Below are 12,787 nucleotides of genomic sequence, written 5' to 3'. Positions count from 1 at the left end.
ATTACCATTTAAAATAGTATCTACCGCTGTTTTCCGTATGCTGCCAATACTGTCTGTGTTGGCGGTCGCAAGGATATGTCTTGAATACCACAGTTTGTTCACTCTGGTCGCTGGGCGCTGGTCAGCGCTGCCGCATTGAAAGCTACGATAAGGCTTTGGCCGAAAACTATCGTGTGCGCATGATGGAGCTGGGCTTTCACCCGGGAGAGGTCGTAACGTGTTTACAGGCCCCTGCGCTGAGTGCGCCCAAGGTCTATCGTGTCAGCAATACCATGTTCTCGCTGGATGATGAAGTGGCGAGTCATATTCGGGTGTCTCTGCTAGGCACGGACGCGACTTAAGCTATGAGTAGAATCATTCTGGTTGGCAGTCCCAACTCAGGTAAAAGCCTGCTGTTTAACCGACTTACGGGTCTATCCCAAAAGGTTGCCAACTTCCCTGGTATCACAGTTGATGTAGGCTCTGGCAAGCTGCAGGAGATACCTGATACGACACTGGTAGATTTCCCCGGCACTTATTCGTTGCAACCTATTTCAGGCGAGGAGGAAGTGGCGGTTGAGCATTTTCGTCGTGCGCTAGACGATGCCGATGTCACTCAGGTGCTGTGTCTGATCGACGCTACTCGCATGGAAAAGAGCCTGTATTTTACCCTTCAAGTGATTCGCGAATGTGAGCGCCACGGCAAGCAGGTAGTGGTGTTGGCCAATATGATGGACGTGCTGACACGCCACAAAATTGAGGTCGATCTGGCGGGACTTAGTCACGCCATTCACGCGCCGATCATCCCGATTTCAGCGCGTAAAGGCACGGGTATTGATAACCTACTGAAGCACCTGCGGCATAATATAGACAATCCAAAAGGCGGCATTGATGCTGGGCTGGCGGAGACCCCCGATGAACTACTGCGTGGGAATGCCCACCAATTGGCAACAAGGTTTGGGCCGCGCGGCGACATTCTGATTAAGTCCCAGGCGCGGCTTGACAGCTTCTTCCTGCATTCCACACTGGGTGGCTTTGCTTTTTTTGGGATTATGTACCTCCTGTTCCAATCAATTTTCACCTGGTCTGCGCCGGCCATGGATGCAGTGGAGACGGGGCTGGCTGCGCTATCGGATGTGATTGTGCCGGCTATCTCCAACCAGACTGCCAGTGACTTCACCGCAGACGCACTGTTCAGCGGTATCGGTGCGTTTCTGGTCTTTGTACCGCAGATATTTGTACTGACATTTATTATTGGGCTGCTGGAGGACTCTGGCTATATGGCGCGTGCCGCACTGATTTGTCACCGGCCCCTGAAGGTGTTTGGGCTTACCGGGAAGAGCTTTATTCCCATGCTGTCGGGGGTGGCCTGCGCGATTCCAGCGATCTACGCGGCGCGATCCATCGACTCACCGAAGAAACGTTTACTGACCTATATGGCGATTCCGCTGATGCCCTGCTCGGCGCGATTACCGGTCTATACTCTGCTGATCGCTGCCTTTATCCCACAGACAACCGCGCTCGGTGGTTTGGTCGGCCTGCAGGGTTTGGCCATGTTTCTGATCTATTTCTTTGGCATGGCGTGCGCGCTGCTGGTTACTGGCTTGGTCTCACGTAATAGCCCCGATCAATATAACGACCTGCCCTTTGTGCTGGAAATGCCTCCGTATCGGGTGCCAGGGCTAAAGCCATTACTGCGCAACTCCTGGAACCGCTCCAAGCACTTTGTTACCAAAGCGGGGAAAATCATTTTTGCCGTGACGGTGGTTATCTGGGTGCTGGGTTACTTCCCCAATCATGGTGCCGATTTGTCCGCCTCCTGGTTGGGTAGCATCGGACATGTGGTAGAGCCGATATTTGCACCGCTGGGTCTGGACTGGCGCTACGGGGTTGCTGTACTCACCTCGTTCCTGGCGCGCGAAGTATTTGTAGGTACGCTGGGTACCATGTTTGGCATAGAAGGCGCCGATGAAAACATGGTGCCGCTGGTAGAGCAGATTCAGGCCAGCGGCCTGAGCGTCGGCTCTGGTCTGGCGCTGCTGGTGTTCTTCGCCATTGCATTGATGTGTGTCTCGACCATGGCGATTCTCGGTAAAGAGTCGCGCTCCAACACACTGGCGCTGAAGATGTTTGCCGCCTACGGTATTGCGGCTTACATACTGGCGGTTGGCGTTTATAATCTGGCGTTGTTGTTTGGTATTTAAACAGCGAACACTAGCCGAGTAAGTCGCGCAGCCCGGCCAGGGTTTCATTGGCGCGTTCCTTTGCGACTTCGGCGTCTTCTTCCAGCCCGCCTTGCCATTGCAGATCATCGGCTGGCAGCTCCTCTATGAAGCGGCTGGGCTCACAATCAATCACCTCACCAAACTGGCGTCGCTTTGCCGCCATGGTCATGGTCAGGCTCTGTTGGGCGCGGGTGATGCCGACATAGGCGAGCCGGCGCTCTTCGGCGATGTTGTCTTCCTCTACGCTGACCCGGTGTGGCAGCAGGTTTTCTTCCATCCCAATGATAAACACATGGGGATATTCCAGGCCCTTGGAAGCATGCAGTGTCATTAGCTGTACGCTGTCATCGGCGGCGCGGTCTTCTTCCTGTTGTTCCATCAGATCGCGCAATACCAGCTTTGAAATCGCTTCCTCTATATCGACGCCATCGTCATTGATGACCCGCTGCAGACTATCGACCAGAAAGTCGACGTTACCCATGCGTCGCTCAGCGACATCTTCGCTGGAGCTAATGCTGTCCAGCCAATGATCGTACTGAATATCTCTCAACATCTGGCGTATTCCACTAATGGAATTGCCGCTGCGGCAGCGTTGCCGAGTCTGATCGAGCCAGTCGCTAAATTCTCGCAAGCGCTTGCGGCCCGCCTCGGGCACGTCCGCGTGGCTGCTGGCGGCGGCCCGTAGCATGCTGGTTCCTGATTTGCGGGCGCACTCGCCCAGCGCCTCCAGAGTTGCTGTACCCAGCTTGCGGCGCGGTACATTGGCAATACGCAGAAAAGCGTTGTCGTCATCGGCGTTAATGACCAGTCGCAGATAGGCCATGATGTCCTTGACCTCGTTGCGGGCAAAGAATGACTGTCCGCCGCTCATCTGGTAGGGAACTTGCTGCTGTTGTAGCGCCAGCTCCAGCAGTCGCGCCTGGTGATTACCACGATAGAGAACTGCATATTCACCCAGTCGGGTGCGTTTGCGCAGGCGATGATCGAGGATTTCTGCCACGACCTGTTCTACCTCGGAAGTTTCGTCGGTGCACCTGATTACGCGTAGAGGGTCACCAAAGCCGAGTTCACTCCACAGTTGTTTCTCAAACACGTGATCATTGTTGGCTATCAAGGTATTGGCGGCCTTTAGAATACGTCGGGTGGAGCGGTAGTTCTGCTCCAGCATCACGACTTTTAGCCCAGGGAAGTCTTCCCGCAGTTGCTCCAGATTTTCTGGACGCGCGCCGCGCCAGGCGTAGATAGACTGATCGTCGTCGCCAACGGCAGTCAGTCCGCCACGCAGGCCTACTAATTGCTTCACCAGCTCATATTGGCTGATGTTGGTGTCCTGATACTCGTCTACCAGTAGGTAGTGAATGCGGTTCTGCCACTTTTCCAGAATATCGGGATAGTTGGTAAACAGTATGCCGGGCAGCATAATCAGATCATCAAAGTCCAGCGCATTGTAGGCACGCAGGGCCCGGTTATAGCGTTTGTAGGCTTGCGCGCACAGCATCTGGGCGGGGCCGGTGGCCAGTGCGATGGCCTTATCGGGCAGCAGGCCGTCATTCTTCCAGTTGGAAATCTGGTTCTGGATGACTTGGGCCTGATCGCCTTCGGCGCCGTGGTCCTGAATCAGAATGTCGCGGATCAGGGTATTGCTGTCCTGATTATCGAAAATCGAAAAGCCGGCGCGCAGCTCCAGGGTTTTGCGCTCCTCGCGAATGATGCGCAGGCCCAGTTGGTGGAAAGTGCTGACCAGCAAGCCTTCGGCGGCTTCGCCAGACACCAGCTTGCCAACCCGTTCACGCATTTCCCGCGCCGCCTTGTTGGTAAAAGTGACAGCGGCGATGTGCTCGCCCTTGATGCCGCATTTTTGGATCAGATAGGCGATTTTGCGAGTGATAACGCTGGTCTTGCCACTGCCGGCTCCGGCCAGTACTAGCAGTGGGCCATCGATGTATTTCATGGCCTCATGTTGGCGGGGGTTGAGTTTGTTCACGGGTACAACGCTGCTAAAGGGGGTGGGATTCTAGCAGGTTGTCGGGTTGTTTGTAGGGCAGCCCTTGCTTTATTGTTGGGGGTCGAAGGTGATTTTCATTTCCTTCATCGCATTGACGAAGAAGGAGCGCACAAACTGCGGTTCAGCGGCGAATTTTGCATTCTGCAGACGGGGTATGACCTCTTCCATCATGAGGCGTAATTCCAGCCGCGCCAGGTGTGAGCCGATACAAAAGTGCTGGCCAATACCAAAGGAGCGGTGCTGGTTGTAAAGGTCGGGCATACGCTCAGCGCGACGCACGTCAAACACCATGGCGTCTTCACCAAAGGTCTGCTCGTCATGATTGATGGTGTGATAGTGCAGTAGAATCTTGTCCCCTTTGCTGATCTTTACGCCAGATAGTTCGATATCTTCCATGGCAGTGCGACGCATTTGTATAAAGGCGGTGTTGTAGCGCAGTATCTCCTCGCAGGCATCAGAGATCTTGTCGGGGTTTTCCGCCAGATACTGAAGCTGATCCGGGTTTTCAATCAACAGGCGCATGCCTTGCGCAATCACGGTTCGGGTTGACTCGTTGCCGCCCACCAGAATCAGGATAAACATCCAGCCAAATTCTTCTTCGCTGATCTTACGGCCTTTGACCTCGCCATCAAGCAGTGCGCCCAGCAAACTGTCAGTGGGGTTGGCATGGTGTTTCGCCGCCAGACCCATGGCGTAGGCGATGACCTCTGCCGAGGCAATATTGCCCGCCATCTCATCAATCGACATATCCGGGTCGTCCGCAAAAATCATGGTATTGGTCCAGTCGAAGAACTTCTTGCGGTCCTCCAGCGGTACACCCAACAACTCCAGGATAGCAATCAACGGCAGCTCGGCGGCGACTTCTTCGACAAACTCACATTCACCCCGTTGGGCTACAGCATCCACAATACGCTTGGCATGTTCACGGAAGCTGGGCTCATAGGAGTCGACATTTTTGGGGGTAAAGGCGTTGCGAACAATGCGCCGCACCAACTGGTGTTCAGGCGGGTCCATGCCGATGATTGTTTTCTGGTGAACATCGGTAATTAGCCAGTCCTCGTGCTCCATCGGAAACGGCGAACGCTCGGCGGAAGAAAAGACTTTGGGGTTTTTGCAGATGGCGTCCAGCTCGTGTTGGCGCGTGACCACCCAGTAGGGGATGCCGGTGATGGGGTCGTCTATTTTCACCAGAGGGCCCGCGTCGCGAATCGCTTTCAGGTCGTTATAAGGCATACCCTGAGCATATGTGTCGGGGTCTACCAAGTTGGCGAAAGGGCAAGTGCTCATGATTCATACCTCGCTCGACGCTGCGCGCGAGCATTTTGTTGGCGTTAAACTAATGGTCATTAGTCTAGCGAATGCGGGGGTTTTGTTCCAGTCGTCGACCCACCAGGGTTGCGTTACAACCGCCGTAGGTGAGAGTGGTTTGAGGTACTGGTCCAGCTCAATCCAAAGATGCTATGCCGAGTACCTGCGAGAGTGCACTCAGCTGTCCTGATGTAACTGTAACTGACGATAGCTCATGCCCTCCAACAGGTGCTCACGTGCAATCTGCTCTGCGCCTGCGAGATCGGCAACGGTGCGGCTCAGTTTGAGAATTCGATGATAGGCGCGTGCGGACAGCCCGAGGTCGTCTAGTGCTTTTGCCAATAGACCGCTATCCGCAGGGGTAAGTGGGCAGTGACGGAGCAGCGCCGCACTGTCGAGCTGGCTGTTGATGACGCCTGCCCGCGCAATCTGTATTTCTCTGGCCGCGCTGACTCGCTGTCGTACCTGGGCGGAGCTTTCCTCAGAGGTGGGTGCCAGCATTAACTCGCTGGCGGGAGTACGCGGCAGGGTTAACAGAATATCAATACGGTCCAGCAGCGGTGCCGATAAGCGCTGGCGATAGCGTCTTATCTGATCAGGAGTGCAGCGACAGGGGTGGCGTGGATCGCCTTCGTAACCGCAGGGGCAGGGGTTCATAGCGGCTACCAACTGACAGCGGGCTGGAAAACTGAGCTGGCTTTGTACCCGGGATATGGTTATGTAGCCAGATTCAAGAGGCTCCCGTAACTGCTCCAGTACAGAGCGCGAAAATTCAGGTAGTTCATCCAGAAACAACACCCCACGATGGGCCATGGAAATTTCGCCGGGGCGGGGTCGGCTGCCGCCCCCCACCAAAGCCTTGGCGGAGGCGCTGTGATGGGGTGCCCGGAAGGGTCGTTGTTGGCACACAGCCGGGTCGAGCAAAGGGTTGGCAGCGCTCATGATCATTAGTACTTCCAGCGCTTCGGTGGCGGGTAGCGCTGGCAATATCCCCGGCAGCCGACTCGCGAGCATGGTCTTCCCAGTGCCGGGCGGGCCGCAGTAAAGCAGATTGTGGCCCCCGGCCGCAGCCACTTCCAATGCACGCTTGCCTTGGGCCTGACCACGCACATCGGCGAGGTCAGGGTAGGGGGTTGTCATCAAGGCTGGAGCTGCAATCGCCGGCTTCATAGGCAGGTTACCCAGCAGGTGGGCGCTGACCTGCAGTAGGTTGTTGCAAGGCATGATCTGCGACTGCGGTACGGCAGTCGCATTCAAAGCATTGGCATCAGGCAGAAACAGCCTATGTCCTGCGGCGCTAGCGGCCACCGCTGCGCTGATGGTGCCGGACACGGCTTGTAATGTGCCGGTTAGCGAGAGCTCTCCCAGGAATTCACCGTCGGCGACGGCCGCCTCTGGTATCTGGCCGCTGGCAATCAGAATGCCCAGAGCAATCGGTAGATCATAGCGGCCACCGTCTTTGGGCAGGTCAGCCGGCGACAGGTTCACCGTCAGACGCTGGTCCGGCCATTCGAGATGGCAGTTCATGATCGCGCTGCGCACCCGGTCCTTGCTTTCGCGCACGGCTGCTGCGGGCAATCCAACAATGGAGAAAGCCGGCAAGCCATTGGAAATATGGGTTTCGACGCGCACCAGTGGAGCGTCGATGCCGTGCTGGGCACGGCTGAGTACAGTCGATAGAGTCATAACCGCCCATCCTTGAGCCTGGTTAACATCCTGTTGTTGGGCCAGATCCGCGGGGAGCGGCTGACGCCAGATACACACTACCTAGCGTGTCTAGTAGCAGTGTAGTTCAGCGTCGGGGTAGCTGCCGGATTATTCGTCTTGCTGGCCGGGGCATTTGGAATGTCGGGTACGGCGCATGCGATCGTAACGAATATGATGCAGGCCCCCTAAGGCAAACGCGCCTAAACCCCTTTGAATACCGCCGTGCGCCGCTCGATGAATGACTGGACGCCTTCTTTGGCGTCTTCACTCGCCAAGAGTCTGCGCTGCGTCGGGCCAAGTTCGCGTACGGCGGCTGCAAAGCCCTCTTCGACGAAGCGTCTTGAGGCGGCCTTGGTTGCTTGAACGGCCAGGGGCGCTTGTGCCGCTATGACTTCTGCAATCTCGATTGCCCGCTCCAATTGTGTTCCAGCCGGAACCACTTCCTGGACGAAGCCGATTCGATAGGCCTCCTGAGCATCGAATTCGTCGCTGGTCAGCAGATGGTACATAGCATTGCCCCAGCCGCCGCGCTGTACGAAGCGGATGGTTGCGCCACCCGTCGCGTGAATGCCGCGGGCTGGCTCTAACTGGGAGAAGCGGCAATTGTCCGCGGCAATGACAATGTCACCCGCCAAGGCGATTTCGATGCCAAAGGTAAAGGTGATTCCCTGCACTGCGGTAACAATGGGTTTACGGCAGGCGCGACCCAACGCTATTGGGTCAACTCGCGGTTCTGCACTTGCGTCTGGGTCGCTCTCGCTCTCCATGCGTCCAGTCCACTTGGGCAGATCGAGGCCGGCGGTAAAGTGGTCTCCGTGGCCGAAGAGTACCCCCACGAACAGGTCGTCGCTCTCGTCCAGACGCGTGTAAGCCTCAAGCAGTTGCTTTGCCATCGTTGGCGTATAGCCGTTGTACTTAGCGGGACGATTGAGCCCAATCAACAGTATGTGACCACGCTGTTCTACGCTGATGGAGCCTTCCTCGTTTGAAGTATCTGTCATAGTTTTGTCCTGTGTAGTAGTGCGTTAACCGTGGCGCAGGATGGGATGCAAAGCAAGAAATATCAGGGGTTATTCCTCCAGGAGTATTGGACAGCCGCAAACCCAATGGCGCGTCTCTCTAGCTGTTATGAAACTACCTTCGTAAACGCTCGATGCTTAGAAAAAATGTACGCTGCAGTGGTAAAAAGGCTACTGCCACAGACCACGTTTGCACATTGTGTCAGGGCATAAAAATCTCGCAGCATAGTGCTGATTGCTTGGGCTCGCTCTTGTTGCTCCAGCGCCTGCAAGTGATCTTTCCAGACTTTGTCGGGGCGCATTTTATGGGTAACAAATTTCACGCCGTACTCCGCATGGAGCTGTTCTAGCAACGGAGCGTTATCACTGAACGCAATTATGTCGAGATTGCGCTCGGCAGCAATGTCTAGCGCAGTGCGCATGATTTTGCTCACCATCTGCTGAAATTCATCGGTGCCGTATTCGCTGCGACCGTGCAGGAACTCACCATTCCCATGGCGAATATGCACTCCAACGTGGCGTTCCAGCGCGACCCCACTGAGTGCCTCATGCAGCAGCGAATCAGATAGCCTGGCTGGTGCTGGATAGAGGTCGAAGAATGGAAAGTCTTTACGCAGAGAGCTAAAGGGTGAAACGGTTTGAATGATAATGCAATCCGCAGCGTGATCTATGGTGTTCTCCAGCAGCGGTCGGAACTCGCGCATATGTGTCATTTCATGCGCATGCAGTCGCTCATGCTCAGGGAAGCTGTTCACAATGTCCTTATTTCCCACGCCTACCAGCAGAAGAGAATTACTATCGTTTATCGCCGCGTTGCTAATGCGTTCAGACAATTGAATAGAGTCTGTGCCTTCCGTTTCCAGCTCAAACAACTCGGCGAAAATTGGGTCAACGTCCAGGCTGTTGTCAATCCGCAGGTTCCAGGTGCGACAGGTAAGATGAAAGCGGCGTCCGGTTTGGCGGGCATAATCAGCGTAGACAGCAACAGCCGTGAGAACGTGGCCCAGACCGGCGGCGCTACTGGCGTTGTATATGAGGTGTTTTGACATATCTGCTTTGGCATCTGCAGGGATGCCCGGCTCCGTCGCTGTTTTTGCGCTGCAGGGTTAGTCGTCTTGCCGCTGTTGCAATAGCGCCTCAAGTTGACGTTCCAGCTCTTCTACCCGGGTGCGGGTGCGCGCCAGAACGGCGGTCTGGGCGTCAAACTCGTCGCGGCTCACCATATCCATTTTAGCCAGACCGGACTGCACCAGGCCGCGCATTGTGCGGTCTACTTCGTCTTTGATGCCGCCATTGTCCCCCAACAAGTTTCCGAGTTGGCGGGCGACGTCACTGAAGGGAGGAGGTTTGATTGCCATGGAGTGAGTCTAACTGAATGGAGGGCGTCAGGACAGTGATGGTGGGATGCGCGAGCGTGCTGCACCTGTCTGCTGCACCAGGGGTGGTCGCGAACCATTATGGTGCGAAAAAGTGCTCCAATTTGGTGCGATGATCATCTGGCGATTACGGCTGAGATAAGCAATATTGTTATAAGTTGTTGAAATTAAAGAGTTTATCAAAATTGGCACGGTCGCTGCATTAGGTTGGGCAGACTTTGTTATTGCCGCGCCGATGTGCCCGTAGCCAGGCTGGCTCAACAAGCTCTAAATTACTTACACCCAAGGAGATTGAAAATGAGTTTTAAAAAAGTAATGCCATTTGCGGTAGCATCCGTTTTAACCCTGGGCGCCAGCGCCTCTTTCGCCGAAATTAGCGGTAACATTGCGCTGACTTCAGACTACAAGTTCCGCGGTATCTCGCAGTCAGACGAGTCAATTGCCGTACAGGGCGGTTTTGACTACGAGCACGAGTCCGGCTTTTATCTCGGTACCTGGGGCTCTTCAGTTGATTTTGACGTCAATGACGCCGATGGCGGCCTTGACGGCAGCCTGGAACTCGACGTCTACGCTGGTTTTGCTGGTAGTTTCGGCGACAGCGGCTTCGGCTATGACATTGCCGCACTTTACTACGCCTACCCTGGCGATGATGGCCTCGAAGGTGACTACTATGAGGTTGCTGCTGGTTTGTCCTGGAATGATTTGAGCCTGTCATTCGCTTACTCGCCTGACTACTACGCCGAGACTGGCAAGTTCTACTATGTTGCCGGTGGCTATGAGCTGGGTTTTGCGGAAATCTGGACATTGTCCCTGCACGCTGGTTACAACTCTTTTGATGAAGAAGGCTTCCTTTCTGATGGCGCTGATTCTTACTGGGACTACTCAGTGGGTGTTGGTGTGTCAGTGATGGGTGTTGACCTTAGTCTGGCGGCTGTAGGTACTGACTTGGATGAAGACGAGGTCTTCGGTACTTCCTGGGGCGACGCGCAAGCCGTCTTCACCATCAGCAAAAGCATGTAAACCAACCTTGTACTAGCGGGTCGGCTGAGCTTTCAGCCGACCCACTCTCAGGAGAATACTATGAAATTAATTACGGCTGTAGTTAAGCCATTCAAACTCGATGATGTGCGAGAGGCCCTTTCCGAGATAGGTGTACAAGGTATTACCGTCACGGAAGTTAAAGGTTTTGGTCGGCAGAAGGGCCACACTGAACTCTACCGTGGTGCTGAATACGTTGTGGACTTTCTACCCAAGGTAAAAATAGAGATAGCGGTAGCCGACAGTGTCGTTGACGCGACGTTGGAAGCGATTACCAAATCTGCCAATACCGGAAAAATCGGTGACGGCAAAATCTTTGTAGCGCCCCTGGAGCAGATCATTCGCATTCGTACCGGTGAAACCGGCGAAGAAGCGATCTAGCCCACTGACAGAAGAGAGATACTCCCATGGAAAATCAAATTTTTGAATTACAGTACGCTCTGGATACGTTCTACTTCCTGATCTGCGGTGCACTGGTTATGTGGATGGCAGCAGGCTTTGCCATGCTCGAAGCGGGCCTGGTACGGTCCAAAAACACCACTGAGATATTGACTAAAAACGTCGCACTGTTTGCGATCTCCTGCACGATGTACATGGTTTGCGGTTACATGATTATGTATGGCGGCGACTTCCTGCTGTCCGGGATCACCGGTGACGGTGTCGCTGGCGCTGAAGAGCCTGCAACCTATGCCCCTTCGGCTGACTTCTACTTCCAGGTAGTGTTTGTTGCTACTGCGATGTCGATTGTGTCAGGCGCGGTTGCGGAACGTATGAAGCTGTGGGCGTTCTTGGCCTTCGCCGTAGTGATGACTGGTCTCATCTACCCACTGCAAGGTTCCTGGACTTGGAACGGCGATGCGGTATTCGGTCTGTACACGCTTGGCGACCTTGGCTTCTCTGACTTTGCTGGCTCCGGTATTGTTCACATGGCGGGCGCATCTGCTGCTCTGGCTGGTGTGCTGCTGCTGGGTGCTCGTAAAGGCAAATACGGTGCCGACGGATCGATTCGCGCCATTCCCGGTGCTAACCTGCCGCTGGCGACTTTGGGTACCTTTATCCTCTGGCTCGGTTGGTTCGGCTTTAACGGTGGCTCGGTACTGGCAACTGCCAGCGTAGAGAGCGCTAACTCGGTAGCGGTTGTGTTTATGAACACCAATGCTGCTGCGGCCGGTGGCTTGATTGCTGCATTGGTTGTTGCGCAGCTGAAGTTTGGCAAGGCAGATTTGACCATGGCACTTAACGGCGCTCTGGCCGGACTGGTCGCCATCACCGCTGAGCCTTCAACACCTACTGCCTTGCAGGCGACCTTGTTTGGTGCCGCTGGCGGTACCCTGGTTGTCTTCTCAATCCTGATGCTGGATAAGCTGAAACTTGATGACCCGGTTGGTGCTATCTCAGTTCACGGAGTGGTCGGTTTGCTGGGACTGATGTTGGTACCGGTTACTAATAGCGATTCATCCTTCACCGGTCAGATCGTAGGCGCGCTTACCATCTTTGTATGGGTATTTGGTGCGAGCCTGGTGACCTGGGGTATTTTGAAAGTTGTCATGGGAATCCGTGTCAGCGAGGAAGAAGAGTACGAAGGCGTCGATCTCTCCGAATGTGGTATGGAAGCATACCCGGAGTTCATCACTGCCAAATAGCTTGCGGGCGCATTGTTATGCGTGTCTTTGGGGGCCCTTTGGGCCCCCTTTTTTTTTATCTTTTTTCAGGCGTACGCAGCGCTACTTGCGATTCTGCGCAAAGCCACGATAATGGAGCGTCTGAATCTTCGCCCCAGGAGCATAACCAATGAAAATGATTACGGCAGTCATTAAGCCTTTCAAGATGGATGACGTGCGTACCGCGCTGTCGGAAATGGGGGTACAGGGTATTACCGCCACCGAAGTTAAGGGTTTTGGGCGTCAAAAAGGGCACACAGAGCTGTATCGCGGTGCTGAGTATGTGGTGGATTTTTTGCCTAAGGTCAAACTGGAGATTGCAGTTGCGGACGGTCAGGTAGACGCGGCGATTGATGCTATCACCAAGTCCGCCAGTACTGGCAAAATTGGCGACGGCAAAATATTTGTCAGTTCACTGGAACAGGTTATTCGTATTCGCACCGGAGAGACTGGCGAAGACGCCATCTGA

General features: G+C 54.8%; 12 protein-coding genes. 6 read left to right on the top strand and 6 right to left on the bottom strand.

Annotation, left to right across the window (positions count from 1 at the left end):
• The first annotated feature begins 80 nt into the window (after positions 1 to 80).
• Positions 81 to 341: a FeoA family protein gene (locus EYC98_RS01560; RefSeq protein ID WP_279243543.1), complete on the top strand. Its 261-nt coding sequence runs from the start codon at positions 81 to 83 to the stop codon at positions 339 to 341.
• Positions 342 to 344: 3 nt separating this feature from the next.
• Complete coding sequence (gene feoB, locus EYC98_RS01555; protein ID WP_279243542.1) at positions 345 to 2,183, top strand: ferrous iron transporter B; 1,839 nt, start codon at positions 345 to 347, stop codon at positions 2,181 to 2,183.
• A gap of 10 nt (positions 2,184 to 2,193) precedes the next feature.
• On the opposite strand, the gene EYC98_RS01550 is transcribed toward feoB, so the two are convergent.
• From EYC98_RS01550 to EYC98_RS01525, 6 genes are all read right to left on the bottom strand, one after another.
• Positions 2,194 to 4,188 carry a UvrD-helicase domain-containing protein gene (locus EYC98_RS01550; protein ID WP_279243541.1) on the bottom strand — a complete coding sequence of 665 codons (1,995 nt, stop codon included), beginning with the start codon at positions 4,186 to 4,188 and terminating at the stop codon, positions 2,194 to 2,196.
• A 69-nt stretch (positions 4,189 to 4,257) separates the two neighbouring features.
• Entirely contained in the window at positions 4,258 to 5,496 is a 1,239-nt protein-coding gene (locus tag EYC98_RS01545) for a cytochrome P450 (protein ID WP_279243540.1), read from the bottom strand.
• Positions 5,497 to 5,694: 198 nt separating this feature from the next.
• On the bottom strand, positions 5,695 to 7,203 hold the full coding sequence (locus EYC98_RS01540) for a YifB family Mg chelatase-like AAA ATPase (RefSeq protein ID WP_279243539.1): 1,509 nt from the start codon (positions 7,201 to 7,203) through the stop codon (positions 5,695 to 5,697).
• 221 nt (positions 7,204 to 7,424) lie between these two features.
• Entirely contained in the window at positions 7,425 to 8,225 is an 801-nt protein-coding gene (locus EYC98_RS01535; protein ID WP_279243538.1) for a crotonase/enoyl-CoA hydratase family protein, read from the bottom strand.
• A gap of 125 nt (positions 8,226 to 8,350) precedes the next feature.
• Positions 8,351 to 9,292 (bottom strand): nodulation protein NodZ, encoded by a 942-nt coding sequence (locus tag EYC98_RS01530; protein ID WP_279243537.1) that lies wholly within the window; start codon positions 9,290 to 9,292, stop codon positions 8,351 to 8,353.
• A gap of 57 nt (positions 9,293 to 9,349) precedes the next feature.
• A complete protein-coding gene (locus tag EYC98_RS01525) occupies positions 9,350 to 9,601 on the bottom strand; it encodes an accessory factor UbiK family protein (protein ID WP_279243536.1) in 252 nt (83 codons plus the stop codon).
• 315 nt (positions 9,602 to 9,916) lie between these two features.
• Here EYC98_RS01525 and EYC98_RS01520 point away from each other — a divergent pair, with 315 nt between their 5' ends.
• The 4 genes from EYC98_RS01520 (at position 9,917) to glnK (EYC98_RS01505) (ending at position 12,787) form a co-directional block, all read left to right on the top strand.
• A complete protein-coding gene (locus EYC98_RS01520) occupies positions 9,917 to 10,639 on the top strand; it encodes a TorF family putative porin (RefSeq protein WP_279243535.1) in 723 nt (240 codons plus the stop codon).
• Positions 10,640 to 10,699: 60 nt separating this feature from the next.
• Positions 10,700 to 11,038, top strand: coding sequence for a P-II family nitrogen regulator (gene glnK, locus EYC98_RS01515; protein WP_279243534.1), 339 nt, complete (start codon positions 10,700 to 10,702; stop codon positions 11,036 to 11,038).
• 26 nt (positions 11,039 to 11,064) lie between these two features.
• On the top strand, positions 11,065 to 12,300 hold the full coding sequence (locus EYC98_RS01510) for an ammonium transporter (RefSeq protein WP_279243533.1): 1,236 nt from the start codon (positions 11,065 to 11,067) through the stop codon (positions 12,298 to 12,300).
• A gap of 148 nt (positions 12,301 to 12,448) precedes the next feature.
• A complete protein-coding gene (gene glnK, locus EYC98_RS01505; RefSeq protein ID WP_279243532.1) occupies positions 12,449 to 12,787 on the top strand; it encodes a P-II family nitrogen regulator in 339 nt (112 codons plus the stop codon).

This window comes from Candidatus Litorirhabdus singularis, from assembly GCF_026262625.1.
GTDB classification, from domain to species: Bacteria; Pseudomonadota; Gammaproteobacteria; order Pseudomonadales; family Halieaceae; genus Litorirhabdus; species Litorirhabdus singularis.
Note: the sequence above shows the minus strand (reverse complement) of the source record. Positions and strands in the feature narration are given on the sequence as shown.

Coding starts and splice junctions, on each gene's coding strand:
- feoB (WP_279243542.1), top strand. CDS start 345: ATGAGTAGAATCATTCTGGTTGGCAGTCCCAACTCAGGTAAAAGCCTG.
- EYC98_RS01545 (WP_279243540.1), bottom strand. CDS start 5,496: ATGAGCACTTGCCCTTTCGCCAACTTGGTAGACCCCGACACATATGCT.
- EYC98_RS01540 (WP_279243539.1), bottom strand. CDS start 7,203: ATGACTCTATCGACTGTACTCAGCCGTGCCCAGCACGGCATCGACGCT.
- EYC98_RS01535 (WP_279243538.1), bottom strand. CDS start 8,225: ATGACAGATACTTCAAACGAGGAAGGCTCCATCAGCGTAGAACAGCGT.
- EYC98_RS01530 (WP_279243537.1), bottom strand. CDS start 9,292: ATGTCAAAACACCTCATATACAACGCCAGTAGCGCCGCCGGTCTGGGC.
- EYC98_RS01525 (WP_279243536.1), bottom strand. CDS start 9,601: ATGGCAATCAAACCTCCTCCCTTCAGTGACGTCGCCCGCCAACTCGGA.
- EYC98_RS01520 (WP_279243535.1), top strand. CDS start 9,917: ATGAGTTTTAAAAAAGTAATGCCATTTGCGGTAGCATCCGTTTTAACC.
- glnK (WP_279243534.1), top strand. CDS start 10,700: ATGAAATTAATTACGGCTGTAGTTAAGCCATTCAAACTCGATGATGTG.
- EYC98_RS01510 (WP_279243533.1), top strand. CDS start 11,065: ATGGAAAATCAAATTTTTGAATTACAGTACGCTCTGGATACGTTCTAC.
- glnK (WP_279243532.1), top strand. CDS start 12,449: ATGAAAATGATTACGGCAGTCATTAAGCCTTTCAAGATGGATGACGTG.